A 20,670-nucleotide genomic window follows, 5' to 3' on the forward strand; every position below is an offset into this window, starting at 1 on the left:
TCCGCGATGCCGATCGAGGTGAAAACCGGGCTCATCGACGAGGCGTCGCGCTACGGCGCCTTCGACATCCGGGCGTGCTTCAACTGCGGCAACTGCACCGCGGTCTGCCCGCTCTCGGAGGAAGGGGCGTCGTTCCCCCGGCGGATGATCCGCCTGGGCCAGCTCGGCGCGAAGGACGCCGTCCTCCGGGCGCCGGAGCCGTGGCTCTGCTACTACTGCGGCGAGTGCTCCGAGACCTGCCCGCGGGAGGCCGAGCCCGGCGAGTACATGGCCTCGCTCCGCAGGCTCCAGATCGCGAGCCTCGATCCGACCGGCGTCGCGGGGCTCCAGTACCGCTCGCCCGCGATCGGGATCCTCCTGTCGATCGTCGTCGCGCTCGGCCTGGGCGCCCTCCTCGTCACCCGCCCGTCGGACGCGGGCGCCTTCCCGCGCTGGGCGTTCGGCGCGCTCGTCCCCTACGAGGCGGTGCACCTCGTCGGCCTCTTCGTGAGCGTCGCCCTGGGGGGGCTCATGCTCGTCGCCGTCGCCCGGTTCGCCTCCCGGATCGGCCTCGGCCGGGCGCTCCGCGGCGGAAACGTTCGCGCCGCGCTGCGCCGCCTCGCGCCCGAGCTCACGACGATGCGCCGCCAGCGGGAGTGCCGCACCGAGAGCGCGCCCCGCCCCCCTTTCCTGCTCGAGCCGCGCGTCGTCCACCTGTTCATCATGTGGGGGTTCCTGGCGCTCGCGCTCGCGACGGCGCTCGACTTCCTGTTCGTCTACGGGCTGGGCATGGAGATGTTCCTCCCGGCGCGGATCGTCGGGACGATCGGCGGCATCGCGATGCTCGCGGGCGTCGCGCTCGCCGTCGCCAAGCGCGCCAGCGGCAGGGAGAAGGCCTCGCGTCACACCCGCTTCGCCGACGGCTGGCTCCTGTTCTACCTGCTCGTGCTCGCGGTGACGGGCTTCTGGCTCGAGATCGTCGTCACGCTCGGCGTCCGCGGGGAGATCCACGACGCCGTCTTGCTGGTCCACGCCGTGATGGCGATGGAGCTCGTCCTGTTCGTGGGAGTGACCAAGCTGGCGCACGCCGTGTACCGGCCGCTGGCGCTGTTCGCGCACTTCGCGCGACAACCGGAAGGAGACGCATGAGCAACGACCTGGAGGCGCGCGTCAAGGAGCTCGAGGAGACGGTCGCGACGCTCAAGGCGAACGCGCCGGAGGACAAGCTGTCGATGGTCGTGATGAGCGGCGATCTCGACCACCTCCTCGCCGCGTTCATCATCGCCACGGGCGCGTCGGCGATGTTCGAGAAGGTGACCATGTTCTTCACGTTCTGGGCCACGCCGGCGCTCCGCGACCCCGCGAAGAAGCCGCCGCCCAAGGACTTCATGAGCCGCGTGTTCGGCTTCATGCTACCCAAGGGGTCGAAGAAGCTCGCGCTCTCGAACATGCACATGGCGGGCATGGGCACCAAGATGCTCAAGGGGCTCATGAAGAAGAAGAACGTGCTCAGCCTCGAGGAGCTCATCGCGCGCGCCGCGGACGCCGGCGTGCAGATCTACGTCTGCGAGATGAGCATGGCCCTCATGGGGTTCGCGAAGGAGGAGCTGATCGACTACCCGAACCTCAAGCTCGCCGGCGTCGCCACCTTCCTCGGCGAGGCGGGGGCGAGCAAGAGCACGCTGTTCATCTGACGTCCGCGCCCAGGAGCGCCACCCCCGCCTTGATCGCGAGCACCACGAGCGCGCCGATCGCCGCGGTGGTCGGGATCGTGAGCACCCACGCCCAGACGATGCTCCGCGCGAGCATCCAGCGCACCGCCGAGGGCCGCTTCGCCGCGCCGACGCCCATGATCGACGAGGAGATCACGTGGGTCGTGCTGACCGGCGCGCCGATCGCGGAGGCCGCGGCGATCACGACCGCGGCGCCGGTCTCGGCGGCGAAGCCGTTGATCGGCTGGAGCCGGATCATGTTGAGGCCCATCGTCTTGATGATCCGCCAGCCGCCCGCGGCGGTGCCGAACGCCATCGACACGGCGCACGCGATCATCACCCAGACCGGGACCTCGGCGGAGGCCGGGAGGATCCCGGATCCGATGAGCGCGAAGGTGATGATGCCCATCGACTTCTGCGCGTCGTTCATGCCGTGCGTGTAGGACACGAACGCGGCGGAGACGATCTGCAGCTTGGAGAACCAGCGATTCACGAACTGCGGCGAGGCCCACGAGAGCGCGAGGAAGAGGAGCTTCATGAAGAGGAAGCCGAGCAGGAGCCCGACGACCGGCGACGTGACGAGCGGCACGACGACCTTCTCGAGCACCCCGTGCCACTTCACGATGCCGAGGCTCGCGGTGAACGCGATCGACGAGCCGAGCAGCCCCCCGATGAGCGCGTGCGAGGAGCTCGACGGGATGCCGAAGTACCAGGTGATCAGGTTCCACGCGATCGCCGCGACGAGGGTGGCGATCACGACGTACTCGGGCACCATCGCCGCGTCGATGAGGCCGCTCGAGATCGTCTTGGCCACGCTGTGGCTCATGAGCGCGCCCAGGAAGTTCAGCCCCGCCGCCATCAGGATCGCCTGCCGCGGCGAGAGCACGCGGGTCGAGACCGACGTGGCGATCGAGTTCGCGGTGTCGTGGAACCCGTTGATGAAGTCGAACGCCAGCGCGAGGACGACGACCGTCGCGAGGATCGCGAGCGTGCCGGGATCAGGCATGCTTCACCACGACCCCGAGGATGATGTTCGCCACGTGCTCGCACGCGTCGAGGGCGCTCTCCAGGTTCTCGTACACGTCCCGCCACTTCAGCACCTCGAGCGGATCCTTCTCCTGCGTGAACAGGGCGTGCACGGCGCGCCTGTGCAGCTGGTCGCCCTCGTTCTCGAGCCTGTTGATCTCGATCACGAGCGGCTTGAGCTCCTTGCTCTTCTTGAAGTTCTTCATCTCCTTCGTCAGCGCGTGCAGCGCGGCCGTGGCCTCGACGATCAGCTTCACGAACGCCTTGGCGTCGTCTCGTACCGTCTGCACGTCGAACATGGAGAACAGGTGCGCGGTCGACTCGATGCAGTCCGTGATGTCGTCGAGCTCCTTGGAGATGACGAACAGGTCCTCGCGGTCGATGGGCGTGATGAACGACCTGTTGAGCCGGTCCATCATGGCATGGACCTGCAGGTCGCCCTCGTGCTCCTTCTCCTCGAGCGCCTTGATCGAGGCGTCGGGGTCGTCGAAGCGCAGCACGAGCTCCTGCAGGATCACGGCCGACTCGCTGGCGATCTCCGACGCGGACTCGAACACGTCGAAGAACCCCATTTCGCGTTTGGTCATGCGGAACATCGCGGGCACCTCCTTTTCCTGGGGTGATCCTGCGGCCCGAATGTTAGGGTATTGTTAGCCGTGCGCGATCAGTGGCGGGCGATCCGCCCGGTCGTCAGGTAGATCACGTCCTGGGCGATGTTCGTCGCGAGATCGGCGACGCGCTCGAGGCACCGCGAGAGGCCGATGTGGTTCGTGTAGACCGGGGTCAGCTCCGGGCGCCGCATGATCTCGCGCTCCACGGCGCGGTACATGTTCCTGTTGATCTCGTCGATCTCGTCGTCCGCGGCGCACACGCGCGTGGCGAGCTCGGCGTCCTGGGAGACGAGCGCGTCGAGGCTCTGCTTGAGCATGGCCTGCGCCTTGCGCGCCATGACCGGGAAGTCGAACACGAGCTCGGCCGCCGGCCGATCCTCGATCAGGAGGACGTGCTCTGCGAGCGACGCCGCGTGGTCCCCGATCCGCTCGAGGTCGTTGTTCACCTTGAGCACCGCGACGATGAACCGGAGATCGATCGCCACCGGCTGGTGCAACGCGAGCAGCTTCAGGCACTCCTCCTCCACGTCGACCTCCATGTGATCGATGGCGGTGTCCCCGTCGATCACCTCCCTCGCCGCCTCGACGTCGCGCGTCTCCACGGCCGCGATCGCCCGGGCGAGGCTGCGCTCCACCTGTCCGCCGAGCGCGAGCAGCTTCTCCTTGAGCTTGTCGATCTCCCGCGCGAGCAACGAGTCCCGCATCATGTCGCGCACCTCCTCTCAGCCGAACCGGCCGGTGATGTAGTCCTCGGTCTGCTTGTTCCTCGGGTTCGTGAACAGCCGCCGCGTCGTGTCGGTCTCGACGATCCGCCCCTTGTAGAAGAACGCCGTGTAGTCGGAGATGCGCGCCGCCTGCTGCATGTTGTGCGTCACGATGACGACCGTGTAGCGGCCCTTGAACGACTCCACCAGCTCCTCGATGCGCGCCGTGGCCACGGGATCGATCGCGGAGGTCGGCTCGTCCATCAGGAGCACCTCGGGCTCGACCGCGATCGCCCGCGCGATGCACAGGCGCTGCTGCTGCCCGCCGGACAGCGCGACCCCGGGCTTGCCGAGGGCGTCCTTGACCTCCTCCCAGAGCGCGGCCCGCTTGAGGGCGTCCTCGACCCGGCCCTCGAGCTCGGACCTCGCCGGGCTGTAGTGGAGCCTCAGGCCGTACGCGACGTTCTCGAAGACGGTCATCGGGAACGGCGTGGGCTTCTGGAAGATCATCCCGACCCGCCGCCGCAGCTCGATGACGTCGACCTTGGGGTCGAGGACGTCGACCCCGTCGAGGAGCACGGCCCCGTTCGCGCGCTGGTCGCGGTACAGCTCGAAGATCCGATTGTACACGCGGATGTGCGTCGACTTGCCGCACCCAGAGGGGCCGATGATCGCGGTCACCTTGCCCTCGGCGATCGCGAGGTCGTTCTCGTAGAGCGCCTGCTGGCCGCCGTAGAAGAAGCTCAGGGACCGCGTGCGGATCTTCGCCTTCACGTCGACGAGGGCGATCGTGTCCTGGTCCCGCGCGGTGACGATCGGGGCGCGCACGGCGACGAGCGGCGCCGGAGCGGGGGTCATGATCTCGGCGAGTGCGACCGTCATCTCTTCTTCTCCTTGAAAACGAAGCGCGCGAGCAGCGTCGTGCCGAGCACCGCGGCCATGATGAGCAGCGAGGCGCCCCACGCGGCGCGCTGCCAGTCCTCGTAAGGGGACATCGCATAATTGAAGATCGTCACCGTCAGGTTGCCCATCGGCTCCATGAGCGACGAGGGCCAGTAGACGCTGTTGAGCGCGGTGAACAGGAGCGGCGCGGTCTCGCCGCTCACCCGGGCGATCGCGAGCAGCACGCCGGTGACGAGGCCGGCCTTGGCCGCCCGGAAAACGATGGCGAACGTCACGCGCCACCGTGGTGCTCCCAGCGCGAGCGCCGCCTCGCGCAGCGAGCTCGGGACGAGCGACAGCATGTCGTCCGCCGTGCGCGCCACCACCGGCAGCATGATGATCGCGAGCGCCACGGCGCCCGCGAAGCCGGAGAACCGACCGAACGGGAGCACGAGCAGCGTGTAGACGAAGAGGCCGACGATGATCGACGGGAGCCCCATCATCGCGTTCACGACGAACCGGACGGCCGCGGCGCGCTTCGTCCCGCGCGCCACCTCGGCGAGGTAGACGCCGGCCATGATGCCGAGCGGCACGCCGATCACGGTCGCGATCGCCGTGATGATCAGGGTCCCGAGGATCGCGTTCGCGAGCCCCCCGCCCTCGGCCCCGGGCGGCGCCGGCAGCGACGTGAAGAAGGCGGCGTCGAACGCGCCGAGGCCGCGCTTGCCCACCTCGAACAGGATCCAGCCGAGGAAGAAGATGCCGAGCAGCGCGGCGGCCGAGGACAGCACCTTGACGAAGAGGTCCTGGAGCTTGCGGAACGTGTTGGGGCGCCGCTTCACAGGCCGCCTCCCGCGCGCTTCACGGTCCGCCCGATCCAGATCTGGGCACCCACCTGGATGATCACGGTGATGAGGAACAGCACCAGGCCGAGCTCGACGAGCGCGGACAGGTACATCGGCTCCGACGCCTCGGTGAACTCGTTGGCGAGCGTGGAGGCGATGCTGTTGCCCGCGGCGTTGAGCGACACCGAGATGTCGTGGCTGTTGCCGATGACGAACGTGACCGCCATCGTCTCGCCCACCGCGCGGCCGAGGCCGAGGAAAACGGCGCCGATAAGGCCCGAGAAGCCGTAGCGCACCGTCACCTTGCGCGTCGTCTCCCACGTCGTCGACCCCATGCCGTACGACGCTTCCTTGACGACCGGCGGCACCATGGTGAACACGTCGCGCATCACCGCGGTGACGAACGGCAGCACCATGAGCGCGAGGATGATCCCGGCGGTGAGCATGCCGATCCCCATGGGCGGCCCCTCGAAGAGCGGCAGGAAGCCGAGCGCGCCCTTGAGCGCCGGCTGCACGTGCTCGGCCATGAACGGCGCGAACACGAACAGCCCCCACATGCCGTAGATGATGCTCGGCACCGCCGCGAGCAGCTCGATCGCCGCGCCGACCGGCCTCGCGAGCCACGGCGGCGCGAGCTCGACGAGGAAGAGCGCGATGACGAGGCTCAGGGGCACGGCGAGCACGAGCGCGATGACGGTCGAGACGAGCGTGCCGTAGACGCTGCTCAGGGCGCCGAACTGCTCGGTCACCGGGCTCCAGCGGTCGGTGACCAGGAACGAGAGCCCGAACTCGCGGATGGATGGCCACGAGCTGGCGACGAGCGAGACGCCGACGCCCAAGGCGATGAGGGCGACCCCGATCCCGGCCGCTGCCGCGACGCCGCGGTAGATCCTGTCGCCCCGCCGCGATGAGGAGGCTACTGCCATACGGGCGCGCCGGCCGGCGACGCGATCTGGGTGCGCCACATCCCGCGAACGAGCTCGGCGACCGCGTCGGGCATCGGGACGTACTGGAGCTCCTTGGCCATGGGCGCGCCGTGGACGAAGCACCAGTCGAAGAACTCGAGCATCTGCTTGGCGAGCGCCGGGTCCGCCTGCTCCTTGTGGACCAGGATGAAGGAGGCGCCGGTGATGGGCCAGCTGCCCGCGCCCGGCTGTTCGGTGAGCACCATGTAGAAGCCCGGTGCGCTCTTCCAGCCCGCGCTCTCGGCCGCGGCCTGGAACGACTCGATCGTCGGCGCGACGAAGTGCCCGTCCTTGTTCTTGAGCTGGACGTGGGCCATGGCGTTCTGCAGCGCGTAGGCGAACTCGACGTAGCCGATGGAGCCGTTCACGCGTTGGACGTACGCGGCGACGCCCTCGTTGCCCTTGCCGCCGATGCCGATCGGCCACTCCACCGCCTTGCCGGTGCCGACCTTCTCGTGCCACTCGGGCGACACCTTGTCGAGGTAGTTGGTGAAGATCCACGTCGTGCCCGACCCGTCCGCCCGGTGCACCACCGAGATCTCGGTGTCCGGGAGCTTCACGTCCGGGTTGAGCTCCTGGATCTTCTTGTCGTTCCACTTCTGGATCTTGCCGAGGAACACGTCCGCCAGGGCTGCCGGGTCGAGCTTGAGCTGGCCCGCGGCAACGCCGTCGATGCTGACGACCGGCACCACCCCGCCCATCACGAGCGGGAACTGCACGAGACCCGCCTCGTCGAGCTCGTCCGCGGTGAGCGGCGCGTCCGAGGCGCCGAAGTCCACGGTCTTGGCCTTGATCTGGGAGATGCCGCCGCCCGAGCCGATCGACTGGTAGTTGAGCTTGAGGCCGGTGACCTTGTTGTACGCGTCCGCCCACTTCGCGTAGATCGGGTACGGGAACGTCGCGCCCGCGCCGTTCAGCATGACGCCCTTCCTGGCCTCCGCCGCGGCGGTCGCCGTCTCCGCGGCCCTGTCGGCGTCGGACTTCGGCCCTTCGAGCTTCGCCTTCGGCGGGGTCTGCTCGCTGCACGCGGCGAGGGCGAGCGAGGCGATCATCGCGGCCGCGAGAGTCGACGTAGTCTTCCTGTTCATTGAGTGTTCTCCTTCATTTCTCATGCCTCAAGCGTAGAGGCGGTATGTGACATCCGTGTGACGGGATCGCGACAAGGCGGTTAGAACGCCAGCCCGAGCTGCGTGCGCAGGACGACGTCGTCGAGATCGCCCGCCGGATCCTGCCGGAGCACCGAGCCGGCCTCGGTCTGCCACTTCAGGTTGTGCTTGAAGAAGTAGATCGCGAGGCCGCCGAGGATCTCCTGGGTGTTGTTGTCGTCGCCCTCGAGGTCCACGAGGGCGTAGCGGATCACCGGCTCGACGCGCCCGGCGATGACGTAGCCCGCCTGCGCGTGGAGGCCCCACGCCGCGTACCTCTGGTCGGCGAAGCCGTCGCCGTCCTGCGCGGACGCGACGTACAGCGCGCCGTCGAGCGAGAAGCCGCGTACCTTCATGATGAAGTCGAGCTCGCCACGCGTGGCGGCGGTCTGCTCGTCGGCGGCGTCGAAGTCGGCCTGCACGCTGGCGGCCATGCCGAGCCGGAAGGGTCCGCCCTCGAGATCCGCCTCGCTGTAGCCCTTGATCTTGCCGGTGTTGAACCCGATGCGCGCCACGAGCGCCGGGCGGAGCCGGTCCGGCACGTTCGTCGGCTTCGCCTTCGTCGAGACGTCGCCTTCGACGGTGATGTTTCCGTCCTCGTCGGCCGCGCCCGTGCCCTCGAACCCGCCGTCGAACCACGGCTTGTCCCCGGCGCCGTTGAACACGCCGAGCGCCCACTCGAGCTTGGGCGACTTCTCGTAGTTGTTGTGGAACGCGATACCCAGATCGCGGCCGGCGCCGAACGCCTTGTCCGTGATCGCCCGATCCACGAGGTGGAAGCTGCCGCTCGAGGTGATCTGCTGGCGCGAGAACGGCCGCTCCCACTGCCCGACCCTCAAGTGCAGGACGTCCGGGACGAGCCCGAAGTCGCCGTACGCCGAGATGAGCGCCGGGTAGCCCTTGTTTCCGAAGTCGGGCTGGACGTTGTAGGCGACGCGCTCCGAGAAGACGTGTCCCGAGAGCTTGAGCCGCGCCTGCGGGATGCTGAACTGGTACGAGTCCTCGTTCGAGGTCGCGGCGACGTCCTCGCCGGCGTCGTCCGTCTGGTGCGACTCGACGCGCTCGAACGCGAGGCGCCCCTGGACGCGGGCGCCTATCACGAGCCGGAAAAGCCCCTTCTCGTCCCGGAGGAAGAACCCCTTGTCGTAGCCGACGAGCGGCTCCGCCGCCTCCTGCGATCTCGCCACACCGGCCGCCCCGACGAGCGCCAGCATGCACGCGACGGCTGGTGCCGCTCCCATGATTCTCTGCAGATGCGATTTCATGTGCCTTCTCCTTCTCGGTCACGCACCGCGTCACCGTGTGGTTGCAGGCACATTTCTATCGAGCGGGTGTGTCGCCCGGGTGGGCGGAGGGCAACGAGTTGGTGACAGCTACTCCGCGGTCGACGCGGGCAGCGAGATCCAGAACACCGAGCCGCGGCCGTCGGCCGGGCGCATGCCGACCGCCCCGCCCATCGCGCCGGCGAGGTGCTTCACGATCGCGAGCCCGAGCCCGGTGCCGCCCATCTCGCGCGAGCGGCCGGTGTCCACCCGGTAGAACCGCTCGAACAGGCGCTCGCGGTGCTTCGGCGCGACGCCGGGCCCGTCATCGGCGACCTCGAGGACGATGCGCCCGTCCCGCGCCGAGCCCCGCAGCGCGACGTGACCGTCGGGCTGGGTGTACTTGACCGCGTTGTCGACGAGGTTGAACAATACTTGGTCGAGCGCCCGCGAATCGCACAGGACCCGCAGATCACCCGCCGGGTCGACGCGGATCGCGATCCGCTTCTCCGCGGCCGGGGTCTCGAGCGCCGACATCGCCCGGCGTAGCGCCTGGTCGACCGGCACGGGCTCCGGGCGGAGCTCGTACTTCCCCTCCTCGATGCGCGAGATGTCCAGCAGATCGGAGATCAGGCTCGCGAGCCGGTCCGCGTGGGTCGCGATCGAGGCGAGGAAGCGCCGCGACGCCTCCGCGTCGTCGAGCGCCCCGTCGAGCAGCGTCTCGGCGTTGGCCTTGATGATGCTCACCGGCGTGCGCAGCTCGTGGGAGACGTTGGAGACGAAGTCCCGGCGCACGCGCTCGAGGCGCCGCAGCTCCGTGACATCGAGCAGCACGATCACGTAGTCGCCGGCCTCCCGGCGCCTGGCGCTGGCGAGCACCCGGCGCGGCGCGACCGGCCCCAGGTCGAACTCGCTCGCGGCCTGGCCGCCGGGGGCGACGTCGTTCAGGAGCGCGTTGAGCTCCGGCACGCGGACGAGCTCGAGGATCGTCCGGCCGAGCGGCTGCTCGGTCCCGCCTATCAGCATCACTGCCGCGCGGTTAATCAACGTCACGCGCCGGTACTTGTCGAGCGCGATGAGCGCCTCGCTCATGCCCTCGAGGATTTCCTCGAACCGCCGCCGCTCGCTCGCGAGCTCGGTGACGCGCTGCTCGAGCTGCGTCGCCAGCCGCTGGACCGACGCCGCGAGGCCTCCCAGCTCGTCGCGCCGCCCCGCCACATCGGAGCGGGCCGCGCCGTCCTGCACGTGCTCGGCGTAGTCGACGAGCGAGCGGAGCGCGCGGGAGAAGGCGTGTGACGAGGCGGCGGCCGCGACGATCGCGATCGCGAGGCCGATGAGCCCCGCGAGGGCGAGCAGCCCGTACAACGCCCGGGTCGCGTCCCGCACCTCGACGAGCGGCTTGGCGACGCGCACGGCTCCTGCGATCTCCGCCCCGCGGAACCGGGCCGCGAAGTACATGAGGTCGTGCTCGAGGGTCGTCGAGTAGCGCTCGGCCGATCCCTTTCCGTCCGCGAGCGCCCGCGCGATCTCCGGCCGATCGGCGTGGCTCTCGACCGCCTCGATCGCCCTCGCGTCGAGCTCGGAGTCCCCGATCACGCGGCCGTCCGCGAGGACGATGGTCACGCGGTTCCCGGTGGCGCGGCCGAGGGCGTCCGCGATCGGATCCGCACCCCCTACATCCGCCGTCTTCAGCTGCGACTCGAGGTGGAGCGCCGCGATCGACGCCTCGTCGTCGAGCTCCTGCGCGATCCGCTCCTTCAGGCTGCGCGAGAGCCCGGCTGGCAGGATGAGCGCCCCGGCTGCGACGACGAGGAGGATGGCCCCGACGAGAAGGAGGAACAGCTTGCCGCGCAGGCCGAGCCGCACCTAGGGCTCCTCGCCCGGAGAAGACTTGAACCTGTACCCCACGCCGCGCACGGTCTCCACGTAGTCGCCCGCGGCCCCGAGCTTCTCGCGCAGCCGCTTGACGTGCGTGTCCACGGTTCGGGTCGTGACGTCGGCGTGGATGTCCCAGACGTCGGCGAGCAGCGCGTCGCGCGTCTGCACCCTGCCCTTGCGATCGAGGAACGCCGTGAGCAGCCGGAACTCGAGGGCGGTCAGGGTCACCTCCGCCTTGTCCACCCACGCGCGGTGCGCGGCCCTGTCCACGCGCAGCGCGCCGAAGACGCCGTCGCTCGGCATCTGCTCCCCAACCGCGCCGCGGCGCAGGAGCGCCTTGACGCGCAGCATGAGCTCTCGGACGCTGAACGGCTTCGTGACGTAGTCGTCCGCGCCGACCTCGAACCCGCGGATCCGATCGCTCTCCTCGCCCTTGGCCGTGAGCATGAGCACCGGCACGCCCCGCGTGCGCTCGTCGGCCCGGAGCTGCCGGCAGACGTCGATGCCGGAGATGTCGGGGAGCATGATGTCGAGGATGACGAGATCCGGGGGCGAGTCCTCGGACGCCAGGCGGACTCCCTCGGCCCCGGTCCCGGCCGCCAGCACCGCGTACCCCTCCTTCTTGAGGTTGTACTGGAGCACGCCGACGAGGTCGGCTTCGTCTTCCACCACGAGCACCTTGGCGCGCATGACTTCCTTATATCTCAATCGCGCGGGATCGTCTCCCGCGCGAACCCCTCGATGACGCTCGTAAGCGCCGCAGCCTCCGGTCGAGGGCCGGTCGCGAGCCCGAGCGCGACGACGGCGACGAACGCGGCCGTCGCCAGCGCCGAAACGACGAGGACCAGGCGATTGGGCATCATGTCGGCACCTCCTGTCATGAAGGTGCGATCGCGCCGTGTTCGGCGGGTGACCGCCGTGTGACGATTGTGTGACAGGTTCCCTGGCGGTCGGCGGTCCCGGCCCGTGCTCAGCCGATGCCGAGCAGCGCGGCGACGCCCTTGATCGCGAGGACGACGAGCGCGCCCATGAGCGCCGTGACCGGGATCGTGATGACCCACGCCCAGACGATGTTCGTCGCGACCATCCAGCGCACGGCCTTGAAGCGCTTGGCGGCGCCGACGCCCATGATCGCCGTGGAGGTGATGTGCGTCGTGCTCACCGGCGCGCCGATGAACGAGGCCGCGGCGATGGTCGCCGCCGCGGTGGTCTGCGCCGCGAAGCCGTGGATCGGCTGGAGCTTGATCATGCTCACGCCCATGGTCTTGATGATCCGCCACCCGCCGCAGGCCGTCCCGAGCGCCATCGCCAGGGCGCACAGCAGCATGACCCACACCGGCACCGGCGCGCTCGAGGGCAGGAGCCCCGCGCCGATCATCGCAAAGGTGATGATCCCCATCGACTTCTGCGCGTCGTTGGTCCCGTGGAAGAACGCCATGAACGCGGCCGATACGATCTGCAGCTTGGAGAACCACCTATTCACGAACTGCGGCGACGCCCGTTTGAGCGCGAGGTACAGGATCTTCATGACGAGGAACCCGAGCAGGAAGCCGACGACGGGCGAGGTGACGAGCGGGATGAGCACCTTCTCCACGACCCCGTCCCACTGCACGACGTCAAACCCCGCGGTAAACGCGATGGACGCGCCGATCAGGCCGCCGATGAGCGCGTGCGAGGAGCTCGACGGGATGCCGAAGTACCAGGTGATGAGGTTCCACGCGATCGCCGCGACGAGCGTCGCGATGACCACGTACTCCGGGATCATCGCCGTGTGGACGAGCCCGCTCGAGATCGTCTTGGCCACGTTGTGGCTGATGAGCGCGCCCGTGAAGTTCAGGACGGCGGCCATGACGATCGCCTGGCGCGGCGTCATCACGCGCGTCGACACCGTCGTGGCGATCGAGATCGCCGTGTCGTGGAAGCCGTTGATGAAGTCGAACGCCAGCGCGAACACGACCACGGCCCCCAGCAGGGCGAGGGTCGAGGCGTCAGGCATGCTTCATCACCACGCCGAGGATGATGTTCGCCACGTGCTCGCACGCGTCGAGGGCGCTCTCCAGGTTCTCGTACACGTCCCGCCACTTCATGACCTCGAGCGCGTCCTTCTCCTGCGTGAACAGGGCGTGCACGGCGCGGCGGTGCAGCTGATCGCCCTCGTTCTCGAGCCTGTTGACCTCGATCACCTTGGGCTTGAGCGCCTTGCTCTTCTTGAAGTTCTTCATCTCCTTGGTCACGGCGTGCACCTCGGCCGTGGCCGCGACGATCAGCTTCACGAACTGCTTCGCCTCCTCGCGAATCGTCCGCACGTCGAACATCGTGAACATGTGCGCGGTCGACTCGATGGCGTCCGTGATGTTGTCCAGATCCTTGGAGATCGCGAAGAGATCCTCGCGGTCGATGGGAGTGATGAAGGACTTGTTGAGCCGGTCCATCATCACGTGCACCTGCAGGTCGCCCTCGTGCTCCTTGCCCTCGAGCGCCTTGATCTTGGCGTCCTGATCCTCGTAGTGGAGCACGAGGTCCTGCAGGATCACGGCCGACTGGTAGGCGATCTCCGACGCCGCCTCGAACACGTCGAAGAACGTCATCTCCCTCTGGGTCATGCGGAACATGGTCGGCCTCCTCGGGTGACGGACAGCCCATCCTAGTGTGTCTTTTGTGTGACGACCACGTGAATTTTGAGTGAATTTTGAGTGACTATTTTCCAGAAACTTGGCCGTGCCGGCCGTGTGACTATCGGGGTTTTCGGCCAGGGTGAAGATTCACCATGGCGCTCGTCGCGCACGCACGTCGGCGATCTTCTCGACGCGCAGATCGCGGTAGCTCTCCGCGAACTCCGCGAGCACCGGGCTCTTGCAGCACTGCTTCCTCCAATCGAAGACGGCCTCGATCATGCCCAACCCGCACGCCTGCGAGATGGCGGAGTCCCGGAGGCTCCTCCTCTGCGCGGCGTTCGGCCGGGTGCCCGTCGACTCGTACCCGACGAAGTAGTTGGCCGCCGACGAGATCCTCCCGGTCAGCTTGTCGTGCTCGAGCAAGAGCTCCTCCGCCGCGCGCGGGTGCGTCTCGCAGAGCAGCAGCGCTCCGAGCGCGGCCGGAACGGTCTGGACTGCGAAGGCGAGGAAATCGGCGTAGGCCCGCACGAAGGTGGGGAGGTTGAACCCGTGGCCGCCCTTGTCGTGGTACCGCTGCTCGTTCGCGCGCGCCGCCGCGAGCATCCCGGCGGGCGGCATCGCGATGAACGGCGTGACGCCGAGCGACATCCTCGACGGGAACGACATCCGCCCGGACTCGCCGAGCCGGATCGCCCGATGGTCCTCGCAGGAGATCGCGACGCCGAGGCCGACGCCCCCGGTGCTCTTCCCCGGCAGCAGGTACCGTACGCCCATGGAATCGTACGACACCAGCCGGGCCTCGCCCTCGAACCGGACCGGCGCGTCGGCCGGCGGCAGGTCGCGCATGTAGAAAGTGGCGTTACCCGAGGTGCCGCGCACCTTCGACTCGACCGCCTTTGCTGTTGCGAGGACGTTGTCGATCTCCGGCGGGCCGATGCCCAGCTCGGCCAGCTCGGGCTGCAGGATGGCCTTGGTCCCGAGCATCACCTTCTTGAACGCGACGGCGACGGCGGTGCGGGCGTTCTCGATCTCGGACAGGACCTCGGTGAACGGCGCGGCCCGAACACCGCCGGGCTCGGCGCCGTCGACGCTCGGTTCATCCAGCTGCATGAGGTTTCGGGACGAAGAACGCGCGCCGCGCGCCGAGCCGGGCAGAGGAGTCCGGCGACTCGTCTCACCCTTGTTGGTCAGCCGCGCGTACAGGTTCACGTCGCTGGAGCTGGTGCCGTTCCCTGAGCTCATGCTCCCCCCCGAATGCGGTGGAGTCTGCCTCGGAGCCGGAGCCGCCGCAACCCTTTTACGGGCAATGCGCTGCGCGCTGCGCCGCCCGCGCTATGCATCGGCGATTAATCATCAGAGGAGGCGAGGGACTACTTTCCCTTCTTCCCCCCGAGCACCTCGCCGAGCTTGCGGCCCACGCCCACGACGATGCGATCGCGGCGCTCCTCCCCTGTGAGCCTGCGGAGCTTCGCGTCGAGCGCGCGGAGCCTCCCGCCGTAGGAGACGCGGTGCTCCTCGTAGAACGACCGCGCCTTGTGGCCGAACGCGAGCGCCCGGTCCTTCCATCCGATCGTCTCGAACAGGTCCATGGCGCGCTCGAACCCCTCGGCGAACCGCTCCCTGCCCGCCGCGATGAACTCCTCCTCGGCCTTGACGAAGAACGCGGTGTGCCCGGGATCCGCCTTCAGCTTCTCCGTGCCCATGCTGAAGTACATCTCGCCCAGCCCGGCGTGCGCGCGCATCTCCTGGACGCCCTTCGCGAGCGCAGAGCGGAACGCAGCCTCCGCCGCCTCCCACTCCTTGAGGTCCAGACAGATCGCGCCGAGGCTGATGAACCCGTCGTAGTAGCCGGCGTCGATCGCCTTGGCGATGTTGATCTTCGCGGCCAGGAGGTTGCCGCGCCGGTGGTGGCAGCGGCTCTTCACCTTGTACGCGTCGCAGGCGAGCTCCTTGCGCCGCGCCGAGTCGAGCTCCGACGTGGGGAGCATCTGCAGGATCACGCGCCAAAGCTGGATGCAGCCGAGGAACGCGTCGTCGCGCGTCTCGGCGATCGTCTTCGCCGCCTCGTCGTCCTTCTTGCCGAGCTTGATCCCGTCGAGCGCGGTGGCGCGGGTGAAGACCGCGTCCGCCACGGCGACCAGCCGCTCGATGGCGGGCTGCTCGTCTGCGCGCTCGTGCTGGGTGTCGGTCGTCATCTTCCCTCCATGGCGCGCTCAGGCGCCCCCGAACCGGCTCGCGAGGAGCCGCGCGATCCCGTCCTTGGCGCACGATTTGCAGTAGCCGTACCGCGCGATCATCTCCGCCACGAGCCGCTCCCCGGCCGCCGTGTCCTCCGCGTCGAAGCCGCTCCCCGCCCTGCCCTCGTCGAGGACCTTGAGGGCGTGCCGCGCGGCGGCCACGACCTTCTGCCGGTGCTTCTCGAAGTACGACTCCCTGAGCTTCCTGAGCTGGCCCGGCAGCACGGCCGCGAGGAGCAGCTTCTGGCCGGGGTGCTCGATCGCCCACGCCGCGATGCGCGACATGACCCCCCGGCGGTAGTCGTCCCTCTCCGACGCCGCCACGCCGAGCGCCTCCTCGACGGTGCGCATCAGGTTCTCGTCCGCGTCCTCGTCGGCGTTGGTCGCCGGGTTGTGGATCTTCTCCCGGTTCACGAAGTGGCGGACGTGGGTCACGTACCTGTCGAGCAGCTCCTCGTGGCGGCGCTCCTCGACGAGGCCGCTCGCGCCTTGGATCTCCAGCTCGAGCTGATCGAGGAGCCGCCGCTCGGCCACCTCGACGAAGCCCAGGTGGTCGTGGTAGCCGCCGTCCTCCTTGCCGCGCTCGAGGAAGTTGTACTCGCGGGCCCGGCCGCAGAGCTGGCGCAGCTCCTCGAGCACCGCGAAGGGCGAGACGCACTCGGGCTCCTCGGACATGGACGCCGTGAGGAGCACGTGCCGGATGACGCGCGGCGACGCGCCGTACCGTCCCTCGTACTGCCACGACGACGCGTCCTCCGAGCTGATCCTCCCGATGGAGTCCACGAGCTCGGCCGCGACGTCGTCCTCCAGCCCGTCCGGCACGAGGGCCTGATCGTACAGCTCGCACTTCTCGGCCGCGGTGAGGCGGGACATCACGATCTTGAGGCTGTCCGGGTAGGCGGCCGGATCCGGCTTGTGCAGCCGCGTGAGCGCCGCGAAGTGGGCGGCGACGTCGATGGCGTGCGGAGCGACGTGCCTCGTGAAGTGCGGCTTCAGGTTCAGCTCGTAGATCGCCGCCTCGTCGGAGCGGCGCTTCATGTACGGCGCCGGGACGAGCGTAAGCCGCTCGCGGAACGACTGGTACTCGTGGTGCTCGCGGAACGCCTCGAGCATGACGTCATTCGTCGTGCCGATGAGCACCATGTTCATCTTCAGGATCATCTGGCCGATCATCAGCTCGCCGGTCTCGATGCTCGTGAGCAGGTACTTGTACGCGTCGAGCGGCCGCTTGAGCATGTCCTCGAACGACAGGATGCCGCCCGCCGCGTCGATGATCGGCCCGAACGTCTCGAAGAGGGTCATGTTCTGCAGCTCGATGGGCAGCGACCCGAGGTTGCGATCCGCCGTCACCTGGCGCTGCCCGGCGTCCACCGAGAGCTGCGGCCCGACCTGCACGAGCCCGCGGCGGTACCGTCGGGAAAGGGCCCACGGCTCGACCTGCACATGGGCGAGCACCTTCGCGAGGTCTCCCTGGTGGGTGCGCATGAGCGCGTCCGCGACCTGCCGGCACCTGTGGCAGAGCGACGCCTGGTAGAAGTAGCTCGGGATCTGGTAGCCGCGGATCCCCGCGTCCTCGAGGGCGCGCTCCATCAGCGCGACCCGCTCGCCCCGCGGCAGGAGGAGCAGCGGGTGATCGTGCACCTCGCACTCGAGCGTGGCGTCGATCTCGTCGTCCTCGAGGTGGGCGAACGTGCCGAGCGAGTCCCGCTTCAGCCGCCCCCCGAAGCCTATCGAGCTCGCGCCGGACCGGCGGGACGGGAAGATCCAGCGGAACCTGTACAGCTCGCCCTCGGGGAGGCGCGAGTAGTGCTCGGCGCCGTTGAACAGGCAGGCGACGAGCGTCGACTTGGCCGAGCCGTTCGGACCGTGCACGAGGACGAGGCGGTTGATGCCGCCGTCGCGGACCTGCGACTCGAGCGCGGAGCGCACCGCGACCTGGACCTTCTCCTGGCCGACGAGGCGCGGCCCGCCGCCCTCGAACTCCTGGTCGAAGATCCTGTAGCGCGTCACGTCACCCCACGGGTGGGTCGTCTGGACCGCGCCGAAGTAGTCGATCGCGTCGAGCACGTAGCGCGCCGCGTCCCTAAGCGCGAGCCGCGGCTTCTGCGCGAAGATGCCGAGGTACTCGGTGAAGGACATCGCCCGCCGCCGCGCGAGGTACTCGTCCCGGACGCTCTCGGAGGCCCGCGCGAAGAGATCCAGCACGCCGCCCGCCTGCCCGTTCTTCAAGTCCATCGCCCCGCCTCCCTTTCGACAGCCGGGGAAGCATATCACGTCCGGGGGTGAGTCGATCCCCGCCCTTTCCGCCTTAAGGCTCGCCCTCCCGCGGGACGTGCGGGGCGTCGAACTCCGGGGCCGCCTTCCCGAGGAGCAGCCCCGGCAGGATCGTGTTCAGCAGGGCGAAGACGATCAGTGCGCCGTACATCCGGTTCGAGAGGCCGTGCTCCTCCTTCAGGATCCCCCCGATGACGATGGTGAACACGAGGGTCGGCACGAGGGACAGGCCCACCTTCGCGCCCTGGCGGAGCGGCTCCGACAGGGCGAAGCGGCGGAACACCGCGACGATGCCGATTCGCAAGGGCACGGTGACGGCGGCCAGCGCGACCCCGATGCCGATCGACCCGGGACCGAACTGCTCCTTCTCGAAGTGGAGCCCGGCCTTGAAGAAGTAGAACGGGATGAAGAACGAGGCGAACAGCTCGACGCCGACTATCAGCCGCTCGGAGGCGACCGCCGGCAGCTTCTGGCGCAGCCGCACCGCCGTGATGCCCACCACGAAGGCGCCGACGAGGTAGTACACGCCGAGCTCGCGCGTCACGTAGGCGCACACGATCGCCATGATGAGGAGGAAGGCGAACTCGGACTTCGGGGCGAACGGGAGCACCTTCGCGACGAACACCTTGAAGATCAGGGGCAGGAGCAGCACCATCGCCGCGAGCACGGCGGTCGACACCCCGAACGACAGGACCTCGCCGGACTGCACCGCGAAGAACAGCAGGACGAGCGAGACGATCTCCGTCGAGATCGCCTTGGTCTTCACCCAGTACCGCTGGCCGGCGTCGAGCCCGAACCCGCCGAGCGAGTCCAGGATGAAGCCCGTGGACGACGTGAACACGGCGAGCGAGAAGAGGAGCGCGGCGCGCCACTCGAGCGCGAAGACGAACGAGAAGACGACCGCACCGGCGCCGAGCACGGCGGCATGGATCGCCAGGTTCCCGACGACGACCCGCGCGTTGCGCCTGAGCTCCCCGAGATCGACCTCCAAGCCGGCGAACAGGAACAGCGACACGATCCCGAGCGTCGAGAGGATCGGCACCGTCTCGTCGGTCGCGAACAGGTGGAACCCCATCCCCAACCCGGCCCCGAGCGCGACGCAGGTGATGGCGCTCGGGATCCGGAAGCGTTGCAGGATGCGGGGGACGAGGAACAGGCCGACGATGAGGATGAGGTACTGCAGCTCGTTGCCGAGTTTCATGAGCGCCTTCCCGAGGCCGCGCCCTCGGCCTCGTCGGCCGTGTCGATATCCTCGTGGATCTCCTGCTTCGGCAAGAGGATTCGACCGAGGGCGAGGCCGATGACCGCCGCCGCCGCGCTGGCCCCGAGCACGCCGACCTTGGCCGCCCCGAGCAGGGGCGAGCCCACAAAGGCGAGCTGCGCGACGAACAGCGCCATCGTGAACCCGATGCCCGCCACGAAGCCCAGGGCGACGAGGTGCCGGAAGCAGAGCCCGCGCGGCAGTGCGGCCACGCCCAGGCGGATCGCCAGCCCGGAGACGAGGAGGATTCCGAGCGGCTTGCCGATCACGAGCCCGACCCCGGTCCCGACCGCGACCGCCGTCGCGGAGGCGTCGAACGAGGCTCCGCCCAGGGCGACCCCGGCGTTCGCGAGCGCGAAGATCGGCATGACGCCGAAGGCGACCCAGGGGTGGAGCCGCGCGATCAGCCGCTCCGCCGGCGAGATCACCTCGTTCCCGTCGCCCCAGGCGCGGACCGGCGTCAGCAGGCCGACGACGACCCCCGCGATCGTCGGATGGATCCCGGCCGCGTAGAACCCGCCCCAGACGACGAGCGCCGGCGCGACGTACGCCACGCTGCGCCGCGCGCCGATCCAGCGCAGCAGGAAGATCCCGCCGACGCCGGCCGCGGCGATCAGCACCCCGGACACCGCCACACCGGACGAATAGAAGAACGCGATGACGACGATCGCGCCGAGATCGTCCACCACCGCGAGCGTCAGGAGCAGCACCCGCAGCGCGGGCGGGACCCGCTTGCCGAGGAGGGCGAGCACGCCTATCGCGAACGCGATGTCCGTGGCCATGGGAACGCCCCACCCGGAGCGGACCTCCGGGCCGCCGGCGATGGAGAGGTACACGAGCGCCGGCGCGACCATCCCCCCGAGCGCCGCCAGGAGAGGGAGCATGGCCTTGCGCCTCGAGGACAGCTCCCCGTCGTGCAGCTCGCGCCGGATCTCCATCCCGGCGACGAAGAAGAACACGGTCATCAGCCCGTCGTTGACGACCCAGACGAGCGGGCGCTCGTAGGCGGTGCCGCCGACCTTAAGGCCGAGCGGGTAGGACCAGAGGGTCTCGTAGAGCTCCGCCCAGGGCGAGTTCGCCCACGCGAAGGCGAGCGCCGCCGCCGCGATCAGGACGATGCCGCTCGCCGCCTCGATCCTGAGGAACCGCTCGAGCGGAAGCGTCGCGATCCTCGCCATGCGCAGGAGCGGCTCCCAGGACTCGGGCGGCCCCCGCCTGTCGTGCTCGTCCTTCTTCCTACGGCGCAATTCCCGCTGACCTCCGCGAAGGCTGCC

At 69.0% G+C, this 20,670-nt stretch carries 20 protein-coding genes; 2 read left to right on the top strand and 18 right to left on the bottom strand.

Annotation, left to right across the window (positions count from 1 at the left end; all coding sequences use genetic code 11):
• The first annotated feature begins 6 nt into the window (after positions 1 to 6).
• On the top strand, positions 7 to 1,128 hold the full coding sequence (locus tag M0R80_11385; protein ID MCK9460233.1) for a 4Fe-4S dicluster domain-containing protein: 1,122 nt from the start codon (positions 7 to 9) through the stop codon (positions 1,126 to 1,128).
• A complete protein-coding gene (locus M0R80_11390; protein ID MCK9460234.1) occupies positions 1,125 to 1,673 on the top strand; it encodes a DsrE/DsrF/DrsH-like family protein in 549 nt (182 codons plus the stop codon). Before M0R80_11385 ends, M0R80_11390 begins: the two co-directional genes overlap by 4 nt.
• Here M0R80_11390 and M0R80_11395 read toward each other — a convergent pair.
• From M0R80_11395 to nhaA, 18 genes are all read right to left on the bottom strand, one after another.
• Positions 1,666 to 2,697, bottom strand: coding sequence for an inorganic phosphate transporter (locus M0R80_11395; GenBank protein MCK9460235.1), 1,032 nt, complete (start codon positions 2,695 to 2,697; stop codon positions 1,666 to 1,668). The genes M0R80_11390 and M0R80_11395 overlap by 8 nt on opposite strands.
• Positions 2,690 to 3,304 (bottom strand): DUF47 family protein, encoded by a 615-nt coding sequence (locus tag M0R80_11400; GenBank protein MCK9460236.1) that lies wholly within the window; start codon positions 3,302 to 3,304, stop codon positions 2,690 to 2,692. Before M0R80_11400 ends, M0R80_11395 begins: the two co-directional genes overlap by 8 nt.
• A gap of 77 nt (positions 3,305 to 3,381) precedes the next feature.
• Complete coding sequence (gene phoU, locus M0R80_11405; protein MCK9460237.1) at positions 3,382 to 4,035, bottom strand: phosphate signaling complex protein PhoU; 654 nt, start codon at positions 4,033 to 4,035, stop codon at positions 3,382 to 3,384.
• 15 nt (positions 4,036 to 4,050) lie between these two features.
• The gene (gene pstB, locus M0R80_11410) at positions 4,051 to 4,914 is read right to left on the bottom strand and encodes a phosphate ABC transporter ATP-binding protein PstB (protein ID MCK9460238.1); all 864 of its coding nucleotides are present in this window, start codon (positions 4,912 to 4,914) and stop codon (positions 4,051 to 4,053) included.
• Complete coding sequence (pstA, locus tag M0R80_11415) at positions 4,911 to 5,756, bottom strand: phosphate ABC transporter permease PstA (GenBank protein MCK9460239.1); 846 nt, start codon at positions 5,754 to 5,756, stop codon at positions 4,911 to 4,913. Before pstA ends, pstB begins: the two co-directional genes overlap by 4 nt.
• Positions 5,753 to 6,685 (bottom strand): phosphate ABC transporter permease subunit PstC, encoded by a 933-nt coding sequence (gene pstC, locus M0R80_11420; GenBank protein ID MCK9460240.1) that lies wholly within the window; start codon positions 6,683 to 6,685, stop codon positions 5,753 to 5,755. Before pstC ends, pstA begins: the two co-directional genes overlap by 4 nt.
• The gene (pstS, locus tag M0R80_11425; GenBank protein MCK9460241.1) at positions 6,676 to 7,644 is read right to left on the bottom strand and encodes a phosphate ABC transporter substrate-binding protein PstS; all 969 of its coding nucleotides are present in this window, start codon (positions 7,642 to 7,644) and stop codon (positions 6,676 to 6,678) included. The genes pstC and pstS overlap by 10 nt, the downstream gene beginning before the upstream one ends.
• A 248-nt stretch (positions 7,645 to 7,892) precedes the next feature.
• On the bottom strand, positions 7,893 to 9,134 hold the full coding sequence (locus M0R80_11430; protein ID MCK9460242.1) for an OprO/OprP family phosphate-selective porin: 1,242 nt from the start codon (positions 9,132 to 9,134) through the stop codon (positions 7,893 to 7,895).
• Between the two features lie 108 nt (positions 9,135 to 9,242).
• On the bottom strand, positions 9,243 to 10,997 hold the full coding sequence (locus tag M0R80_11435; GenBank protein MCK9460243.1) for an ATP-binding protein: 1,755 nt from the start codon (positions 10,995 to 10,997) through the stop codon (positions 9,243 to 9,245).
• Positions 10,998 to 11,699 carry a response regulator transcription factor gene (locus tag M0R80_11440; protein MCK9460244.1) on the bottom strand — a complete coding sequence of 234 codons (702 nt, stop codon included), beginning with the start codon at positions 11,697 to 11,699 and terminating at the stop codon, positions 10,998 to 11,000.
• 14 nt (positions 11,700 to 11,713) lie between these two features.
• Positions 11,714 to 11,872: a hypothetical protein gene (locus M0R80_11445; GenBank protein MCK9460245.1), complete on the bottom strand. Its 159-nt coding sequence runs from the start codon at positions 11,870 to 11,872 to the stop codon at positions 11,714 to 11,716.
• 107 nt (positions 11,873 to 11,979) lie between these two features.
• Positions 11,980 to 13,005 carry an inorganic phosphate transporter gene (locus M0R80_11450; protein ID MCK9460246.1) on the bottom strand — a complete coding sequence of 342 codons (1,026 nt, stop codon included), beginning with the start codon at positions 13,003 to 13,005 and terminating at the stop codon, positions 11,980 to 11,982.
• Complete coding sequence (locus M0R80_11455) at positions 12,998 to 13,621, bottom strand: DUF47 family protein (protein ID MCK9460247.1); 624 nt, start codon at positions 13,619 to 13,621, stop codon at positions 12,998 to 13,000. Before M0R80_11455 ends, M0R80_11450 begins: the two co-directional genes overlap by 8 nt.
• Positions 13,622 to 13,771: 150 nt before the next feature.
• Complete coding sequence (locus tag M0R80_11460; GenBank protein MCK9460248.1) at positions 13,772 to 14,866, bottom strand: hypothetical protein; 1,095 nt, start codon at positions 14,864 to 14,866, stop codon at positions 13,772 to 13,774.
• 128 nt (positions 14,867 to 14,994) lie between these two features.
• On the bottom strand, positions 14,995 to 15,819 hold the full coding sequence (locus M0R80_11465; GenBank protein ID MCK9460249.1) for a hypothetical protein: 825 nt from the start codon (positions 15,817 to 15,819) through the stop codon (positions 14,995 to 14,997).
• Between the two features lie 18 nt (positions 15,820 to 15,837).
• The gene (locus tag M0R80_11470; GenBank protein ID MCK9460250.1) at positions 15,838 to 18,096 is read right to left on the bottom strand and encodes a serine protein kinase PrkA; all 2,259 of its coding nucleotides are present in this window, start codon (positions 18,094 to 18,096) and stop codon (positions 15,838 to 15,840) included.
• A 73-nt stretch (positions 18,097 to 18,169) separates the two neighbouring features.
• Positions 18,170 to 19,336, bottom strand: coding sequence for a cation:proton antiporter (locus tag M0R80_11475; GenBank protein MCK9460251.1), 1,167 nt, complete (start codon positions 19,334 to 19,336; stop codon positions 18,170 to 18,172).
• On the bottom strand, positions 19,333 to 20,574 hold the full coding sequence (gene nhaA / locus M0R80_11480; protein ID MCK9460252.1) for a Na+/H+ antiporter NhaA: 1,242 nt from the start codon (positions 20,572 to 20,574) through the stop codon (positions 19,333 to 19,335). Before nhaA ends, M0R80_11475 begins: the two co-directional genes overlap by 4 nt.
• Between the last annotated feature and the right edge of the window lie 96 nt (positions 20,575 to 20,670).

This window comes from Pseudomonadota bacterium (genome assembly GCA_023229365.1).
Lineage (GTDB): Bacteria > Myxococcota_A > Polyangia > JAAYKL01 > JAAYKL01 > JALNZK01.